Raw genomic sequence first — 16,533 nt, 5'->3', positions numbered from 1 at the left:
GGAGCCCAAGTGCAGCTTCCCTCCACGCCGCGCACCCCGACGGTGCCCTCGGCAACATCCTGGTGCAGTGCGACAGCGCAGGATTCCACCTTAGCACCGGCCCACCCCGATCGCGGGTGTTGCGCCGAGTACGCACATACGTCAATCGACGTATTCCGACTACGCACCCCCGAACACTACTTTTCGCACCGCAGCGAGCGATTGCGGTGCAGTGCACAAAACGATTCAACGGCCGCAACCGGATCGCCTGAAGCTCCCCAACCCCTTCCGCTCAGGAGAAACGATATGGCTGACAAGAAAGACACGATTCCGGCACCGCTCACCGACGAACAGCGTCGCAAGGTTCTGCTCGGCATGGCGGCTGCACCGGCGCTGATGGTGCCCGGCGTCAGCTTCGGCAATGCGCAGTTCCCGACAGCCAAGGTCAATACGACCAAGCTCGCGGTGACCGACACCGAAGTCATCGTGGGTCAGCTGCACTCCGCCACCGGCACGATGGCGATTTCGGAAACCGGCTCCATCCAGGCCGAACAGCTGGCGATCGACCAGATCAACGCGATGGGCGGCATCCTCGGCCGCAAGATCAAGGTGATCAAGGAAGACGGCGCCTCCGACTGGCCGACCTTTGCCGAGAAGTCGAAGAAGCTGCTGGTGAACGACAAGGTGGCCTGCGTGTTCGGCTGCTGGACCTCGGCCTCGCGCAAGGCGGTGCTGCCGGTGTTCGAGAAGGAGAACGGCCTGCTCTACTACCCGACCTTCTACGAAGGCCTGGAGCAGTCGAAGAACGTCATCTACACCGGCCAGGAAGCCACCCAGCAGATCATCTGGGGTCTCGACTGGGCGTCGAAGGAAAAGAAGGCCAAGACCTACTTCCTGGTCGGCTCCGACTACATCTGGCCGCGCACCTCGATGAAGATCGCGCGCAAGCACATCGAGTCGGTCGGCAAGCTGGGCAAGGTGGTCGGCGAGGAGTACTACCCGCTCGGCCACACCAACTTCAACTCGCTGATCAACAAGATCAAGGTCGCCAAGCCGGACTGCATCTTCGCAGCGGTGGTGGGCGGCTCCAACGTGGCCTTCTACAAGCAGCTGAAGGCGGCCGGCATCACCGGCGTCAAGCAGTTCCTGCTGACGCTGTCGGTGACCGAGGACGAAATGCTGGGCGTGGGCGGTGAAAACTTCGCCGGCTTCTACTCCTCGATGAAGTACTTCCAGTCGCTCGACAACGCCAACAACAAGGCTTTCGTCGAGGCCTTCAAGAAGGCCTACGGTCCGAAGTCGGTGATCGGCGACGTGACCCAGGCCGGCTATCTCGGCCCCTGGCTGTGGAAGGCCGCGGTCGAGAAGGCGGGCAGCTTCGATGTCGACAAGGTGGTCGCCGCCTCGCCCGGCATCGAACTGAAGAGTGCGCCGGAAGGCTACGTGAAGGTCCATGAGAACCATCACCTGTGGTCCAAGGCACGCATCGCCCAGGGCCAGCCGGACGGCACTTTCAAGGTGGTCGCGGAATCGGCCGACCTGATCGAACCCAACCCCTTCCCCAAGGGCTACCAGTAAGACCCCGGCGTGCCGCCCCGGCGCAGACCGGGCGGCGCGCCTCCTTTCCCTGCACCGGCCGGGCTCTGCCCGGCCAACCGTCCGGAGGTCCGTCATGTCATTCGACGAAATCTACAACATCGCCCTGATGCAGGGCTTCGCCGGGCTGAGCCTGTTCTCGGTCCTGCTGCTGATGGGCCTCGGCCTCGCCATCATCTTCGGCCAGATGGGCGTGATCAACATGGCGCATGGCGAGTTCATGACCATCGGCGCCTACACCATCTTCATGTTCTCCAGCCTGACGGAAACCTATGCGCCCGGGCTGGTGCAAGCCTATTTCCCGATCGCCATCGTCGCCGCCTTCTTCATCGCCTTCGCCTTCGGCTGGCTGACCGAGTGGGCGCTGATACGACATCTGTACAAACGGCCGCTCGATACGCTGCTCGCCACCTGGGGCCTGTCGCTCGGCATGCAGCAGGTGTTCCGCTCGACCTTCGGTCCGAAGGAAGTGAGCCCCACCCTGCCCGAGTGGCTGATGGGTTCGTGGGCGCCGTCCGAAGGGCTGGACATCCCGATCAACGGCCTGTTCGTGCTCGGCCTCACTGCCGTGGTGACCGGCGGCGTGCTGCTCGCGCTGTACAAGTCGCGCTGGGGTCTGCGTGTGCGCGCCACCGTCGCCAACCGCGCGATGGCCAACGCCACCGGCATCAATACCAAGCGCACCGACCGTCTCACCTTCGCCATCGGCTGCGGCATCGCCGGTGTAGCCGGCGCGGCCTTCACCACCATCGGTTCGACCGGTCCGACCTCGGGTTCGCTCTACATCGTCGATGCCTTCCTGGTGGTGACCTTCGGCGGCGCCGCTTCGCTGCTCGGCACGGTGGCGTCGGCCTTCGGCATCGCCCAGACACAGTCGATCGCAGAGTTCTTCCTGACCGGCTCGATGGCCAAGGTACTCACGCTGCTGCTCATCGTGACGATCCTGATGATCCGTCCGCAGGGCCTCTTCGCCTCGAAGATCCGCCGCTGAACGCGATCCGTACCGACTTCGCACCTTCCAGGAGATTCACATGGACGCATTCAAGAACTGGGTCGCACGAACCGGCATGGGGAGCGTGCTCATCCTCGCGCTCGTCATCATGGTCGTGTTCCCGCTGACGATGGACATCTTCCGTCTCAACCTCGTCGGCAAATACCTCACCTACGCCTTCGTCGCCGTCGGCCTCGTCATGCTGTGGGGCTACGGCGGCATCCTGAGTCTCGGTCAGGGTGTGTTCTTCGGCCTCGGCGGCTACATGATGGCGATGTTCCTGAAGCTCGAGGCCTCCGATCCGGAGTCAACCAAGATCCAGAGCACACCGGGCATTCCGGACTTCATGGACTGGAACCAGATCACCGAGCTGCCGTTCTGGTGGGAGCCGTTCAACCACCTGCCGCTGGCGCTGATCGCGGTGGTGCTGGTGCCGATGCTGCTGGCCTTCATCATCAGCTTCGCCATGTTCAAGCGCCGGGTCGGTGGCGTGTATTTCGCCATCATCACGCAGGCGGTGGCGCTCATCCTGACCGTGCTCATCATCGGCCAGCAGGGCTACACCGGCGGCGTCAATGGCATCACCGACCTGAAGACCCTGCTCGGCTGGGACATCCGCGACGACTCGTCGAAGTACGTCCTGTACTTCGTCAATGCCGCGCTGCTGATCGGCGTCATCCTGCTCTGCCGCTGGATACAGATGTCCAAGCTCGGCACCCTGCTGCTGGCGATGCGCGACAAGGAAGACCGGGTGCGCTTCTCAGGCTATGACGTGGCGATGTTCAAGGTGTTCGTGTTCGTGCTGGCGGCCGGCATCTCGGCCATCGGCGGCGCGATGTTCACGCTGCAGGTCGGCTTCATGTCGCCGTCCTTCGTCGGCATCGTGCCGTCGATCGAGATGGTCATCTTCGCTGCAGTGGGCGGCCGCATGTCGCTGGTCGGCGCGGTGTATGGCGCGCTGCTGGTCAATGCCGGAAAGACCTACTTCTCCGAGAGCGCGCCCGACCTCTGGCTGTTCCTGATGGCCGCGCTGTTCATCGGCGTCGTGCTCGCCTTCCCCAACGGCCTGGCCGGTCTGTACGAAAGCCACGTGAAGCCCTGGTTCTCGCGTCGCAAGTCGGTCGCCAAGCCGGCTGCGTCCGCGGGCGAACCGCCGGCACCGCCCTCGGCCCCCACCCATAAGTCCGCACCGCCCGCCGCGCTGCCCGGCGGCGTACAGGGCCAGTCGGCCTGACACCGCGCCCGACCTGACAGGAGACCGACATGAGCAATACCGACTTCGTACTGGCGATCGAGGACCTGACCGTGTCCTTCGACGGCTTCAAGGCGATCGACGCGCTGACCCTCTACGTCGATCGCGGCGAGCTGCGCGTGATCATCGGCCCGAACGGTGCCGGCAAGACCACGCTGCTCGACCTGATCTGCGGCAAGACCAAGGCCAGCGGCGGCAGCATCAAGTTCAAGAACGTGGAGATGACCAAGCTGCAAGAACACAAGATCGTGCGCGCCGGTATCGGCCGCAAGTTCCAGACGCCGTCGATCTACGAAAACCTTTCGGTGTTCAAGAACCTGGAAGTGTCCTTCCCGCGTGGCCGCAGCGTGCTCGGCGCACTCGGCTTCCGCTGCACCGACGAGGTGAAGGCGCGCGTGCAGTCGGTGGCCGACGAGATCGGCCTCGGCGACGCACTCGACACCGAAGCCGGCCTGCTCAGCCACGGCCAGAAGCAGTGGCTGGAGATCGGCATGTTGCTGATGCAGGAGCCCGAGCTGCTGATGCTGGACGAACCGATCGCCGGCATGAGCGTGCGCGAACGCGAACTGACCGCCGAACTGCTGCAGCGCATCTGCAAGGGCCGCTCGGTGATCGTGATCGAGCACGACATGGATTTCGTCAAGCGCATCGCCCACAAGGTCACCGTCATGCACCAGGGAAAGATCCTCGCCGAAGGATCGATGGACAAGGTGCAGAACGATCCCAAGGTCATCGACGTTTATCTGGGCCACTGAGTCGGCGGCCCCGCCCACGCGCCAGTCACCGAAAAAGGACACCACCATGCTGAACGTCAAGGACGTACATGTCGCCTACGGGCAGAGCGAGGCACTGCACGGCATCTCGTTCGAAGCCAATGCCAACGAAACGGTCGCCATCATGGGCCGCAACGGCATGGGCAAGACCACGCTGTTCAAGTCGCTGATCGGCATCCTGCCGCTGAAGAGCGGCCAGATCGAAGTCGCCGGCAACGAAGTATCGAAGGACGAAAGCTACAAGCGCGTCGCCAAGGGCATCGCCTACGTGCCGCAGGGCCGGATGATTTTCCCGACGCTCACCGTCGAGGAGAACATCCACACCGGCCTCGAAAATGCCAGGGTCAAGAAGGTGCCTGACGAGATCTACGCCCTCTTCCCGGTGCTGTGGGAAATGCGCCGCCGCAAGGGCGGCAACCTGTCGGGTGGTCAGCAGCAACAGCTGGCCATCGCCCGCGCGCTGGTGACCGACCCCAAGGTGCTGCTGCTCGACGAGCCGACCGAAGGCATACAGCCCTCGATCATCAAGGACATCGCGCGTGCGCTGAACGAAATCCGCAAGTTGCGCCAGATCACCATCGTCGTGTCCGAGCAGGTGCTGAGCTTCGCGATGGACGTGGCCGACCGCCTGTTCGTCATCGAAGGCGGCCGCCTGGTCCATGAGAGCACCCGCGCGGAAACCGATACCGCGCACATCAAGCAGTTCCTGTCCGTCTGACCCCGCCCACCGCCGCAACACCGCCCAACCGCCCCTTCCACCCAAGGAGATCAACATGGCAGAGACCCTGATCAAGGTAGACCTGAAGCAGTCGCCGTATGAGAACGACATGGTGCACAACCGCTGGCACCCGGACATCCCCATCGTCGCGTGGGTGAAGCCGGGCGACGACTTCAAGATCGAAACCTACGACTGGACCGGCGGCTACATCCAGAACAACGACAGCGCCGACGACGTGCGCGACGTCAACCTGACCACGGTGCACTTCCTGTCCGGCCCGATCGGCGTCGAGGGCTGCGAGCCGGGCGACCTGCTGGTGGTCAACATCCTCGACATCGGCGCCAAGGAAGACAGCCTGTGGGGCTTCAACGGCTTCTTCTCGAAGAAGAACGGCGGCGGCTTCCTGACCGACCACTTCCCGCTGGCGCAGAAGTCGATCTGGGACATCAAGGGCATGTTCACCGAGTCGCGCCACGTGCCGGGCGTCAAGTACGCCGGCCTGATCCACCCGGGCCTGATCGGCTGCCTGCCCGATCCCAAGCTGCTCGAAGAGTGGAACAAGCGCGAAATCGACTTCATCAACACCGACCCCGAGCGCGTGCCGCCGCTGGGCTGCCCGCCCTGCGCGCCGACCGCGCACATGGGTCGCCTGAAGGGCGAAGCGCGCGACAAGGCAGCGATGGAAGGTGCGCGCACCGTGCCGCCGCGCGAACACGGCGGCAACTGCGACATCAAGGACCTGTCGCGCGGCTCGCGCATCTACTTCCCGGTCTATGTGAAGGGCGGCGGCCTGTCGATGGGCGATCTGCACTTCTCGCAGGGCGACGGTGAAATCACCTTCTGCGGCGCCATCGAAATGGCTGGCTGGCTGCACCTGCGGGTGAACATCATCAAGGACGGCATGAAGAAGTACGCGGTCAAGAACCCGATCTTCAAGCCCAGCCCGATCACGCCCAAGTACGACGACTACCTCATCTTCGAGGGCATTTCGGTTGACGAACAGGGCAAGCAGCACTACCTCGACGTGCATGTGGCCTACCGCCAGGCCTGCCTGAACGCGATCGAATACCTCAAGAAGTTCGGCTACTCGGGCGCCCAGGCCTATTCGATTCTCGGCACCGCACCGGTTCAGGGCCACATCAGCGGCGTGGTCAACATTCCGAACGCCTGCGCGACGCTGTGGCTGCCGACCGACATCTTCGACTTCGACATCATGCCGACCGAAGCCGGTCCGCAGAAATTCCTCGACGGCAGCGTGCAGATGCCGATCTCGGAAGACGTCTGAGGACGCTGCCATGCCGACCTACGACTTTCACTGCGAGGCGCATGGCAGCTTCTCCGCCATGCGCAGCATCGCGCAGCGGGACGCGCCCTGCCTCTGCCCGGCCTGCGGACAGCCGGCCGCACGCCAGCTGATCTCCGCACCGGCCTTCGCCGACATGCCGGGCCAGCTGCGCAGCGCGCACGCCACCAACGAACGCGCACGCCACGAGCCGAAGCTGGCCAGCCGCACGCACGGCCCCGGCTGCTCGTGCTGCAGCGGCAAAACCAGCAAGACCACGGCTGTCGCGCGCGACGGCTCTAAGGCCTTCCCGACAAAACGCCCCTGGATGATCAGTCACTGATCGCCCGGTCCGCCCCATTTGCAGTCCGTCATTGCAGTCCGCTCTTTGAACCTCGCACCTTGAACCTCAACAACCGGGAGTCCAGCACCATGAAGAACATCACCAAGAACCGTCTGCGCAAAGCCAGTGCTCTTGCCGTCGCCCTCGCCGCCTGCGGCAGCGCGAACGCGGGCGTCACCGTTGCCGGTCCCGGCGAAAGCTATCTGACGCTCAGCCTGTGGGCGCGCACGTCCTACACCAACGCCGAAGACGCCGCACCGAACGGCACCTCGCGCTCGAACGACTTCTCGGTGGACTCGGTCCGTATCATCACCAGCGGCAAGATCACCAAGAACATCGGCGGCATGATCAACTTCGAACGCCAGTCCGACGAATCGATGCGCATCCTCGATGCGGTCGCGCAGTTCGAACTGACCGAAGGCGTGAATTTCTGGTTCGGCCGCATGCTGCCGCCGACCGACCGCGCCAACATGGCTGGCCCTTACTTCGCCAACGTGTGGGAATACCCGATGGTGTCGCAGTACCCGAACGCCTTCACCGGCCGCGACGACGGCGCGCTGCTGTGGGGTAACGTGCTCGGCGGCAAGCTGCTGTACTCGGTCGGTGCCTACCAGGGCAAGAACCGCGGCACCGGCCTGTCGAACGACTCGGACGATCCGCTGTACGCCACCCGTATCGCCTACAGCTTCCTCGATCCGGAACTGGGCTACTACGGCACCAACAGCTATTTCGGCAGCAAGGAAATCTTCACCGTCGGCATGGCCTACCAGATGCAGAAGAACGGTGTCGGCACCGCACTCGCCCGCGGCGACTACCGCGCATGGAACATCGACGCGCTGTACGAAACCAAGCTCGCCAGCGGCGGCGTGATGACGCTGGAAGGCGCCTGGTACGACTACGACACCGACGGCGTGACCGACGTGACGGCCGGCAACATCCTCTGCACCAATGTGAACAACTGCGGCGGCGCACAGGCCGGCGACGCCTGGCTGCTGACCGCCGCCTACCTGATCCCGACCAAGATCGGCATCGGCCAGTTCCAGCCCTACACCCGCTACCAGAAGTTCAACGCCGACACCGGCGGCGACACCAAGCAGTGGGACTTCGGCCTGACCTATGTGATGGCCGGCCACAACGCACGCATCACCGCGGTGTACTCCGACATGGAAAACGCCGCCGGTACCGACACCGACAAGTTCGTGCTCGGCGTGCAGCTGATGTACTGATCCACCTCGACCCACCGGCGCGCAGGGCGCCGGGCCGGTCGATTCCAGGGCACGCTGCGGCGTGCCCTTTTTTGCGTCCATGCGACACCGGTCACCGCGACGGGCAGCAACGATGCGCCGCGTCACCGCCCTGTCACACGGATGGGCTTGAATCGGCGGCGTGAATGCTCCCGATCCTCTCGTTCGGCGCGTGCGCGCCATCTTCCTGTCGGACATCCACCTCGGTACGCGTGGATGCCAGGCCGAGGCGCTGCTCGATTTCCTGCGCCACCACGAATCCGACTACCTCTACCTCGTGGGCGACATCATCGACTTCTGGGCGATGAGCCGCTCCATACACTGGACGCCGTCGCAGAACACCGTCGTGCAGAAGATCCTGCGCCGCGCGCGCAAGGGCACCCAGGTCGTCTTCATCCCCGGCAATCACGACGAAGCGCTGCGTGAATACACCGGCACCGTGTTCGGCGACATCGAACTGCAACGCGAGTACATCCATCAGGCTGCCGACGGTCGCCGATACTGGCTGGTGCATGGCGACGACTTCGACCAGGTCACGCGCCACCACCGCTGGGTCGCTCTGCTCGGCGACGTCGCCTACAACCTGCTGGTCAGCATCAACTCGCGGCTGTCCTGGCTGCGCCGCACGCTTGGCATCGCCGGCTACTGGTCGCTGGCCGGCTATGCCAAGCGCAAGGTGAAGAGCGCGGTCAGCTTCATCTACGACTTCGAGGATTCGGTCATGCACGAGGCGCGCACGCGCGGCGTCGATGGTGTGATCTGCGGTCACATCCACGCGGTGTCGCTGCGCGAGGTGCAGGGGCTCACCTACATGAACTGCGGCGACTGGGTCAACAGCTGCACCGCCATCGTCGAACACGCCGACGGCCGCTTCGCCATCGTCAACTGGGGGCAGGAACTGCGCGCCGCAGGACCGCGCACGGCGCTGGCGGTGGAGGAAGAGACGGCCGAGGCCTGAGCGTGTCAGATGGTCGGTAGCCATTGCTGCTGACGCGGTCGATAGACTCAACGCCGCGTACTGTCCACCGCCGCTGTCGGGGTCAGAAGACCCCTCCCACAGCCCCCCCCGCTCCAGCCACCGATCGGGTACGCCCCTTTGTTGGAGCGGCCTTGGCCGCGACGCGGCCGTTGCTGGCCTTAGGCTTCGATCCCCGCCGCAATCGCGAGCAAGCTCCCACAAGGAAAGCCCAGCTCCTGCGAATGCGCGGGCATGGTGTCGTGGGAGCGACCTCTGGTCGCGATGCGGCGTTGGCGGGCCGAAGACCACTGCCACGACCGCCGCCTCTGTCAGCCGTCCAGTGCAGCCGCCGGTCCGAAGAACTCGTAATGGGTCTGTGCAGCCGGCACGCCCAGTTCCGACAGCTGCTTCTTCACCCGCGCCATGAAAGGCTTGGGGCCGAGGAAGTAGGCGTCCAGCGCCGACGGTTGCGGCAGCCAGCGTTCGAGATGCAGGCGCTCGATGAAGCCTTCGGCGTGCGCCTGGTCGCCGTCGCGCGGTTCGCTGTACACATAGAAGCGCTTCAGCTTCGGGTGCCGCTGGGCCAGTGCTTCGACGTGGTCGCGGAAGGCGTGCACGCCACCGTGACGCGCGCAGTGGATGAAGTGCACCTCGCGGCCTTGGTCCAGCGCCGCTTCCATCATCGGCAGCGCCGGCGTGATGCCGACGCCGGCGGTGATCAGCGCCACCGGACGGTCGGATGCACGCAGCGTGAAATCGCCGGCCGGCGGAAAGAGATCGAGCACGTCGCCCACGTTCACCGCCTCGTGCAGATGACCGGACACCCGGCCGCCCGCCTCGCGCTTGACGCTGATGCGGTAGTCGCGACCGTTGGCGGCGGCCGACAGCGAGTAGTTGCGGCGCATTTCCTGACCTTCGATGTTCACCCGCAGGCCGATGTATTCGCCCGGCGCGTGGTGCAGCACCGGCTGGCCGTCCACCGGTTCGAGATGGAAGGAGGTTATTTCGTCGCTCTCGCGCACCTTGCGTGCGACGCGGAAGGCGCGCGCACCGCGCCAGCCGCCGTCGGCCTGCGCGTGGTCGGCATAGACCGACTCCTCGGCGCCGATCAGCAGGTCGGCCAGCTGGCCGTAGGCCGCGGCCCAGGCTTCGATTACCGCGTCGGTCGCGATCTCGGCACCGAGCACCTCGCGGATGGCGCGCAGCAGGCAGCCGCCGACGATGGGGTAATGCTCGGGCAGCACCTGCAGCGACACGTGCTTCTGCACGATCTGCCCGACCAGCGGGCCGAGCGCATCCAGGCGGTCGATGTTCTTCGCGTACATCAGCACGCCATTGGCGAGCGCGCGCGGCTGGTCGCCGCTGGCCTGGTGCGCCTGATTGAACAGCGGCTGCACCTCCGGGTGTTCGCTCAGCATGATGCGGTAGAAGTGCGTGGTCAGCGCTTCGCCGCCGCTCTCCAGCAGCGGCACGGTGGCCTTGATGACGGCTCGGTGTTCCGGGCTCAGCATGGTTTTCTCCTGAAAGTGAATGAAACGCCGGCGCGAAAGTCCCGTGACGCGCGGGCACCCACGCCCTATCAAGCGCCGTGCCATGGAACGGTCTCTTGCGGATCAGTCACTTGCAGCACCATCGAGTTGAAACGACTACACTGCACCCGAGTCACTTCGACAACACCGCGTCACAATGACCACACACCCGCTGCTGTCCGCACTGATTCCGCTGGTCAACGACCTGTCGCGCGACCTGCCGGCGCAGGAGCGCTATCGCCGATTGCTGCAGGCGCTGCGCGAACTGCTCCCCTGCGACGCCACCGCGCTGCTGCGGCTGGACGGCGACCGTCTGGTGCCGCTGGCGATAGACGGCCTGAGCCCGGACACGCTGGGCCGTCACTTCCTGATCGCCGAGCACCCGCGCCTGGCGGCGCTGCTCGAACGCAGCGAACCGACCCGCTTCGCCGCCGACTGCCCCTTGCCCGACCCCTATGACGGACTGATACAGGGTCACGGCGCACATCTGGAAGTACACGACTGCCTGGGCTGCCCGCTCTATCTGGACGAACAGCCCTGGGGCGTACTGACACTCGACGCGCTCGACCCTGCGCGCTTTGCCGGCGCCGACCTCGACATGCTGGCCGGCTTCGCGAGCCTGGCCGCGGCCACCGTTAAGGCCGCGCAGCGCATCGACACACTGGCGCGCCGGGCCGAGAACGAGGAACTGCGCGCCGAGGCATACCGCGAGGCGGCCGGCGCCAGCCCGGCGGGCAGCGGCGACATGGTCGGCCACAGTGCGGCGCACCGGCGTCTGCTGAAGGAGATCGAACTGGTCGGTGGCAGCGAACTCACCGTACTCATCCACGGCGAAACAGGCGTCGGCAAGGAACTGGTCGCGCGGGCACTGCACGCCGCATCGACGCGCGCCACGCGGCCGCTGGTCAGCCTGAACTGCGCCGCGCTGCCGGACAACCTGGTCGAGAGCGAACTGTTCGGCCATGTGCGCGGCGCCTTTTCCGGCGCGCTGACCGAGCGCCGCGGCAAGTTCGCGCTGGCCGACGGCGGCACGCTCTTCCTCGACGAGATCGGCGAACTGCCGCTGGCGGCCCAGGCCAAGCTGCTGCGCGTGCTGCAGGGCGGCCAGTTGCAGCGCATCGGTGCCGAGCAGGAGGTCCATGTGGACGTGCGCGTGATCGCCGCCACCAACCGCGATCTGGCCGAGGAAGTGCGCGCCGGCCGCTTCCGCGCCGACCTCTACCACCGCCTCGGCGTCTATCCGCTGCACGTGCCGCCGCTGCGCGAACGCGGCCGCGACGTTCTGCTGCTGGCCGGCCGCTTCCTCGAACAGAACCGTGCCCGTCTCGGTCTGCGCGGCCTGCGCCTTGCCCCGGACGCACAAGCCGCCCTGCTCGCTCACGACTGGCCCGGCAATGTGCGCGAACTGGAACACCTGATCAGCCGCGCCGCGCTGAAGGCGCTGGCCGGCACCCACGAGCGCCCGCGCATCGTCACGCTGGACGCCGCTCACCTCGAACTGTCGCCGCCGGCACCGCCCGAGACACCGGCGCCGGTCAGCGATCCGGCGGGCCCGGTCGGCGACCTGCGCAGCGCGGTCAACCGCCTGCAGCGCGAAGCGATCGCCGCCGCGCTGGCGCGCACCGGTCACAACTGGGCCGCCGCCGCGCGCGAACTGGGGCTGGACCGCGCCAACCTGCAGCGGCTGGCGAAACGGCTCGGCCTGCGCTGACGCACCGCATCTTGACCCGTGCATCAAAAGAAACGAATATTCCCTGTGTGCAACACGCACACCGCCAGCGGGACGACCCGCGCGGCGTTTCATGCGACGGGGACGGCCCCGATATCCGGAGTTGAGCTCATGTCGTGGACCATCCTCGTGATCGCCGGCCTGTTCGAATGCGCCTGGGCGATCGGCCTCAAATACACCGACGGTTTCAGCCGTTTCTGGCCTTCGGCCTTCACCGTCGTGACGATGATCATCAGCGTCGTGCTGCTCGGCATCGCCATGCGCAACCTGCCGGTCGGCACCGCCTACGCGGTGTGGACCGGCATCGGCGCGGTCGGCACTGTCATCCTCGGCATCGTGCTGTTCAGCGAGCCGGCGAACGCGGCGCGACTGGTCTGTGTCGGCCTCATCGTCGCCGGCATTCTCGGTCTCAAGCTGACTTCGGCCTGACAGTCAGGTCGGGCGCGGCAGCCGCGCACTTGTGCCGGCTGCCCGCTATCGGCGAAAATCGCGGGCTTTCGCTTTTGCTGCGCACACTTGCGTGCGCGGTCCACCTTTCGAGCCCATCATGACCGACCACGCCGCACTGCCTGCCGACGACGACAACCACATCATCGCGGAGCGGCGCGAGAAACTGCGCCAGTGGCGTGAAGCCGGCGGCGCCTACCCGAACGACTTCCAGCGCACGCATTACGCCGGCGAAATCACCGCCCAGCATGCGACGGCCACCGCCGAGGCACTGGAAGCACATCCCGAGCGCGTACAACTTGCCGGCCGCATCATGCTCAAGCGCGTGATGGGCAAGGCCAGCTTCGCCACCATCCAGGACATGTCGGGGCGCATCCAGCTCTACGTGACCAATGACGGCGTCGGCGAAGAGGTGCATGGCGCCTTCAAGCACTGGGACCTGGGCGACATCGTCGGCTGTTCCGGCACGCTGTTCCGCACCCGCACCGGCGAACTGACGGTGAAGTGCGACGCCATCCGCCTGCTGTCGAAGGCGCTGCGTCCGCTGCCGGAGAAATTCCACGGCCTGTCGGACCAGGAAGCGAAGTACCGCTACCGCTACCTCGACCTCATCACCAACGACGACTCGCGCGCCACCTTCGTCGCGCGCAGCCGCATGATGAGCGCCATCCGCGCCGAAATGACGCGCCAGGGCTTCCTCGAGGTCGAAACGCCGATGATGCACCCCATCCCTGGCGGCGCTGCGGCCAAGCCCTTCAAGACCCACCACAACGCGCTCGACATGGAACTGTTCCTGCGCATCGCGCCCGAGCTCTACCTGAAGCGACTGGTGGTCGGCGGTTTCGAGAAGGTGTTCGAGGTCAACCGCAATTTCCGCAACGAAGGCATCAGCCCGCGCCACAATCCCGAATTCACGATGATGGAGTTCTATCAGGCCTATGCCGACTACCGGCAGCTGATGGACTACACCGAATACCTGCTGCGCCACTGCGCCGAACAGGCGCTGGGCACGACCAAGTTCATGTACCAGGGCCGCGAGCTGGACCTGGGCCAGCCCTTCCACCGGCTGACCATCGTCGAGGCCATTCGCAAGTACAACCCGCAGTACACCGAAGAGCAGCTGGCCGACGAGGCCTTCGTGAAGCAGGCCATCGTGACCCACGGCGAAAAGGTGAAGCCGGGCGGCCTCGGCTCGCTGCAGCTGCAGCTGTTCGAAGCCTGCGCCGAAGCGCAGCTGTGGGAACCGACCTTCATCATCGACTACCCGGCCGAGGTGAGCCCGCTGGCGCGCCGTTCGGACGCGCAGCCGGACATCACCGAGCGCTTCGAGCTGTTCATCGTCGGCCGCGAGATCGCGAATGGCTTCTCTGAGCTGAACGACCCGGAAGACCAGGCGGCCCGCTTCCTCGAACAGGCCAAAGCCAAGGACGCTGGCGACGAAGAAGCGATGTATTTCGACGCCGATTACATCCGCGCGCTCGAGCACGGCCTGCCGCCGACCGGCGGCTGCGGCATCGGCATCGACCGCCTGGTCATGCTGCTGACCGACTCGGCCAATATCCGCGACGTGATCCTGTTCCCGCAGATGCGGCGCGAGTAAGCGTCCGGCCCGGATACGGCCCACGATGAACGCCGATCGAACCGATGCCCGCGGCGCCGGTCCTGATCGGCGTTCCGCTTTCCAGTGACCGCACCATGTCCCGACCTCTTCAGCCCCTGGTTCCCGCGCCGCTCGAATTCGCCGACGACGGCACGCCGCGCTCGGCCGCCTACGACGACGTCTATCACTCGTCGGACGGCGCTCTGGCGCAGGCGCAGCACGTGTTTCTCGCCGGCAACGGTCTGCCCGACCGCTGGGTCGGACGCGAACGCTTCGTCGTGCTGGAGACCGGTTTCGGCCTCGGCCTGAACTTTCTCGCCACCTGGCGCGCCTGGCGCGACAGCCCGGAGCGCTGCGCACGACTGCACTTCGTATCGGTCGAGAAACACCCGTTCGCGCAGTACGACCTGGCCATCGCCTGCCAGCGCCTGCTGCCGCAGGACATGGCCGAGATGGCGCAGAAGCTGGTCGAGCGCTGGCCGCTGGCGGTGCGCGGGCTGCACCGCATCGAGTTCGACGCCGGTCGCGTCATCCTGACGCTGGGTCTGGGCGACGCCGACACGCTGCTGCCGCAACTGACCCTGCGCGCCAACGCGATCTATCTGGATGGCTTCTCGCCGGCGAAGAATCCCGAACTGTGGTCGCCCCACATATGTAAACAGCTGTCGCGCCTCGCCGCCGCGGATGCCACGCTGGCCACCTGGAGCGTCGCCTCCGGCGTGCGCGACGCGCTGGCCGGCGCCGGCTTCGTTACGGAAAAGCAGACCGGCTTCGGGCCGAAGCGCCACATGCTGACCGGCCGCCTGCACCCGGGCGCTCAGGCGGCCGCGCTGCGCCATCGGCCCGAGCCGGCGGCGCCGAAGCGGGTGGCGGTGATCGGTGCCGGCCTCGCCGGCTGCGCCGTCGCCGAGCGGCTGGCCGCGCGTGACGTCGAAGTGGTGCTGATCGAGCGCCACGCAGGCCCGGCGCAGGAAGCGTCGGGCAATGCGGCGGGGGTACTGCGACCGATGATCGCCCGCGACGACAGCGTGATCGCCCGCTTTTCCCGTGCCGCCTTCCTGCACGCCTCGGCCCACATGAGGCGGCTGGCCGGTGAAGGTCGGCCGCTCAAGTGGGGCCCAACCGGCGTGATGCAGATCGCCCACGACGCCGGACACGAACGCCTGCAGCGCGAGGTGTGCGAAACCGGCGCGCTGCCGCAAGCACTGGTGCGCTACCTGTCCGACTGGGAAATGACGCGGCGCATCGGCTATCCGGTCGCACTCGGCGGCTGGTGGTTCCCGCGCGGCGCCTGGGTGAATCCGGCCAGCCTGTGCGACGCCAATCTCGAGCGCGCCGGTGCGGCGTTGAGTCGGCTGATGTCTACCGAAGCACTGTCCCTGACCCGCGACAGCGACCACTGGTCGGTAGGCACCACTGCCGGCACGCTGATCGACGCCGACGCCGTGGTACTGGCCAACGCGGCGGACGCCTGCGCGCTACTGCCGCACCCGCTGCCACTGACCCGCGTGCGCGGCCAGGTGACGCGGCTGCCGCGCAGCCTGCTGCCCAATCTGCATGTGACCGTGTGCCGCGAGGGCTACATCTGCCCGACACCGGACGGCGACCTCAATCTGGGTGCCAGTTTCGACATCGGTGACAGCGACACGTCGGTGCGCGAGGACAGCCACGCCGGCAATCTGGCCCGCCTCGAACGCCTGCTGCCCGAGGCCTGCACGCCGCCGCACGCTGCAACACTGGTCGGTCGCACTTCGTTTCGGACTGCAACACCTGACCGTCTGCCGCTGATCGGTGAAACCGGCGGCCTGCATCTGCTGACCGGTCTCGGTGCGCGCGGCCTGGTGTGGAATGCGCTCGGCGCAGAGCTCCTCGCAGCAAGGCTTTGCGGCGATCCGCTGCCGCTCGAACGGGATCTCGCACAGGCGCTGAGCCCGTCCCGCTTCGTGCCGGACGATTGACCGAAATCAACCGTTGCGGGAAAAATTTCACGCAGCGGTGAAGCTTTCCGGGCGGCAGCCGTAAACCGCTTCATGCCCCCGGAAATGCGTGACCGTTCGTCTTGCTTGCATGAAGCCCGACAGTCCTTTCCGGG

The 16,533-nt window shown here is 66.0% G+C and carries 14 protein-coding genes; 13 read left to right on the top strand and 1 reads right to left on the bottom strand.

Translation table 11 applies throughout. From position 1 onward, the window contains the following. Positions 1 to 285: 285 nt before the first annotated feature. The 9 genes from urtA (at position 286) to ACQ66H_RS07030 (ending at position 9,136) form a co-directional block, all read left to right on the top strand. Entirely contained in the window at positions 286 to 1,557 is a 1,272-nt protein-coding gene (gene urtA / locus ACQ66H_RS07070; RefSeq protein ID WP_019918871.1) for an urea ABC transporter substrate-binding protein, read from the top strand. A gap of 94 nt (positions 1,558 to 1,651) precedes the next feature. Beyond that, positions 1,652 to 2,566, top strand: coding sequence for an urea ABC transporter permease subunit UrtB (urtB, locus tag ACQ66H_RS07065; RefSeq protein ID WP_019918872.1), 915 nt, complete (start codon positions 1,652 to 1,654; stop codon positions 2,564 to 2,566). Positions 2,567 to 2,606: 40 nt separating this feature from the next. After that, complete coding sequence (gene urtC / locus ACQ66H_RS07060; RefSeq protein ID WP_020164092.1) at positions 2,607 to 3,800, top strand: urea ABC transporter permease subunit UrtC; 1,194 nt, start codon at positions 2,607 to 2,609, stop codon at positions 3,798 to 3,800. Positions 3,801 to 3,829: 29 nt separating this feature from the next. Continuing rightward, on the top strand, positions 3,830 to 4,573 hold the full coding sequence (urtD, locus tag ACQ66H_RS07055) for an urea ABC transporter ATP-binding protein UrtD (RefSeq protein WP_019918874.1): 744 nt from the start codon (positions 3,830 to 3,832) through the stop codon (positions 4,571 to 4,573). 46 nt (positions 4,574 to 4,619) lie between these two features. After that, positions 4,620 to 5,309 (top strand): urea ABC transporter ATP-binding subunit UrtE, encoded by a 690-nt coding sequence (gene urtE / locus ACQ66H_RS07050; protein ID WP_430433387.1) that lies wholly within the window; start codon positions 4,620 to 4,622, stop codon positions 5,307 to 5,309. Positions 5,310 to 5,364: 55 nt separating this feature from the next. Continuing rightward, the gene (gene fmdA, locus ACQ66H_RS07045; RefSeq protein ID WP_430433386.1) at positions 5,365 to 6,594 is read left to right on the top strand and encodes a formamidase; all 1,230 of its coding nucleotides are present in this window, start codon (positions 5,365 to 5,367) and stop codon (positions 6,592 to 6,594) included. A 10-nt stretch (positions 6,595 to 6,604) separates the two neighbouring features. Continuing rightward, a complete protein-coding gene (locus ACQ66H_RS07040) occupies positions 6,605 to 6,934 on the top strand; it encodes an FmdB family zinc ribbon protein (protein ID WP_020164090.1) in 330 nt (109 codons plus the stop codon). Between the two features lie 89 nt (positions 6,935 to 7,023). Next, positions 7,024 to 8,160 (top strand): hypothetical protein, encoded by a 1,137-nt coding sequence (locus ACQ66H_RS07035; protein ID WP_024300535.1) that lies wholly within the window; start codon positions 7,024 to 7,026, stop codon positions 8,158 to 8,160. Between the two features lie 160 nt (positions 8,161 to 8,320). Next, positions 8,321 to 9,136 carry a UDP-2,3-diacylglucosamine diphosphatase gene (locus ACQ66H_RS07030; RefSeq protein ID WP_430433385.1) on the top strand — a complete coding sequence of 272 codons (816 nt, stop codon included), beginning with the start codon at positions 8,321 to 8,323 and terminating at the stop codon, positions 9,134 to 9,136. A 329-nt stretch (positions 9,137 to 9,465) separates the two neighbouring features. Here the strand turns inward: ACQ66H_RS07030 and hmpA are convergent, their stop codons facing one another. Beyond that, positions 9,466 to 10,647, bottom strand: coding sequence for an NO-inducible flavohemoprotein (hmpA, locus tag ACQ66H_RS07025; RefSeq protein WP_430433384.1), 1,182 nt, complete (start codon positions 10,645 to 10,647; stop codon positions 9,466 to 9,468). A 175-nt stretch (positions 10,648 to 10,822) separates the two neighbouring features. Between hmpA and norR the strand changes: the two genes are divergently transcribed. The 4 genes from norR (at position 10,823) to mnmC (ending at position 16,399) form a co-directional block, all read left to right on the top strand. Beyond that, a complete protein-coding gene (gene norR / locus ACQ66H_RS07020) occupies positions 10,823 to 12,376 on the top strand; it encodes a nitric oxide reductase transcriptional regulator NorR (protein WP_430433383.1) in 1,554 nt (517 codons plus the stop codon). Between the two features lie 129 nt (positions 12,377 to 12,505). Beyond that, positions 12,506 to 12,823: a quaternary ammonium compound efflux SMR transporter SugE gene (gene sugE, locus ACQ66H_RS07015; RefSeq protein ID WP_019918882.1), complete on the top strand. Its 318-nt coding sequence runs from the start codon at positions 12,506 to 12,508 to the stop codon at positions 12,821 to 12,823. A 118-nt stretch (positions 12,824 to 12,941) separates the two neighbouring features. After that, positions 12,942 to 14,441, top strand: coding sequence for a lysine--tRNA ligase (gene lysS, locus ACQ66H_RS07010; protein ID WP_019918883.1), 1,500 nt, complete (start codon positions 12,942 to 12,944; stop codon positions 14,439 to 14,441). A gap of 95 nt (positions 14,442 to 14,536) precedes the next feature. After that, complete coding sequence (mnmC, locus tag ACQ66H_RS07005) at positions 14,537 to 16,399, top strand: bifunctional tRNA (5-methylaminomethyl-2-thiouridine)(34)-methyltransferase MnmD/FAD-dependent 5-carboxymethylaminomethyl-2-thiouridine(34) oxidoreductase MnmC (protein ID WP_430433382.1); 1,863 nt, start codon at positions 14,537 to 14,539, stop codon at positions 16,397 to 16,399. The last annotated feature ends 134 nt before the right edge of the window (positions 16,400 to 16,533 follow it).

It is taken from the genome of Methyloversatilis sp. (assembly GCF_965284615.1).
Classification (GTDB): Bacteria; Pseudomonadota; Gammaproteobacteria; order Burkholderiales; family Rhodocyclaceae; genus Methyloversatilis.
The sequence above is the reverse complement of the archived record's forward strand: the minus strand, read 5'-3'. Positions and strand labels throughout refer to the sequence as shown.

What these genes read in the sequence shown, in the direction of transcription:
- urtA (WP_019918871.1), top strand. Translation starts at nt 286, where the DNA reads ATGGCTGACAAGAAAGACACGATTCCGGCACCGCTCACCGACGAACAG.
- urtB (WP_019918872.1), top strand. Translation starts at nt 1,652, where the DNA reads ATGTCATTCGACGAAATCTACAACATCGCCCTGATGCAGGGCTTCGCC.
- urtC (WP_020164092.1), top strand. Translation starts at nt 2,607, where the DNA reads ATGGACGCATTCAAGAACTGGGTCGCACGAACCGGCATGGGGAGCGTG.
- urtD (WP_019918874.1), top strand. Translation starts at nt 3,830, where the DNA reads ATGAGCAATACCGACTTCGTACTGGCGATCGAGGACCTGACCGTGTCC.
- urtE (WP_430433387.1), top strand. Translation starts at nt 4,620, where the DNA reads ATGCTGAACGTCAAGGACGTACATGTCGCCTACGGGCAGAGCGAGGCA.
- fmdA (WP_430433386.1), top strand. Translation starts at nt 5,365, where the DNA reads ATGGCAGAGACCCTGATCAAGGTAGACCTGAAGCAGTCGCCGTATGAG.
- ACQ66H_RS07040 (WP_020164090.1), top strand. Translation starts at nt 6,605, where the DNA reads ATGCCGACCTACGACTTTCACTGCGAGGCGCATGGCAGCTTCTCCGCC.
- ACQ66H_RS07035 (WP_024300535.1), top strand. Translation starts at nt 7,024, where the DNA reads ATGAAGAACATCACCAAGAACCGTCTGCGCAAAGCCAGTGCTCTTGCC.
- hmpA (WP_430433384.1), bottom strand. Translation starts at nt 10,647, where the DNA reads ATGCTGAGCCCGGAACACCGAGCCGTCATCAAGGCCACCGTGCCGCTG.
- norR (WP_430433383.1), top strand. Translation starts at nt 10,823, where the DNA reads ATGACCACACACCCGCTGCTGTCCGCACTGATTCCGCTGGTCAACGAC.
- sugE (WP_019918882.1), top strand. Translation starts at nt 12,506, where the DNA reads ATGTCGTGGACCATCCTCGTGATCGCCGGCCTGTTCGAATGCGCCTGG.
- lysS (WP_019918883.1), top strand. Translation starts at nt 12,942, where the DNA reads ATGACCGACCACGCCGCACTGCCTGCCGACGACGACAACCACATCATC.
- mnmC (WP_430433382.1), top strand. Translation starts at nt 14,537, where the DNA reads ATGTCCCGACCTCTTCAGCCCCTGGTTCCCGCGCCGCTCGAATTCGCC.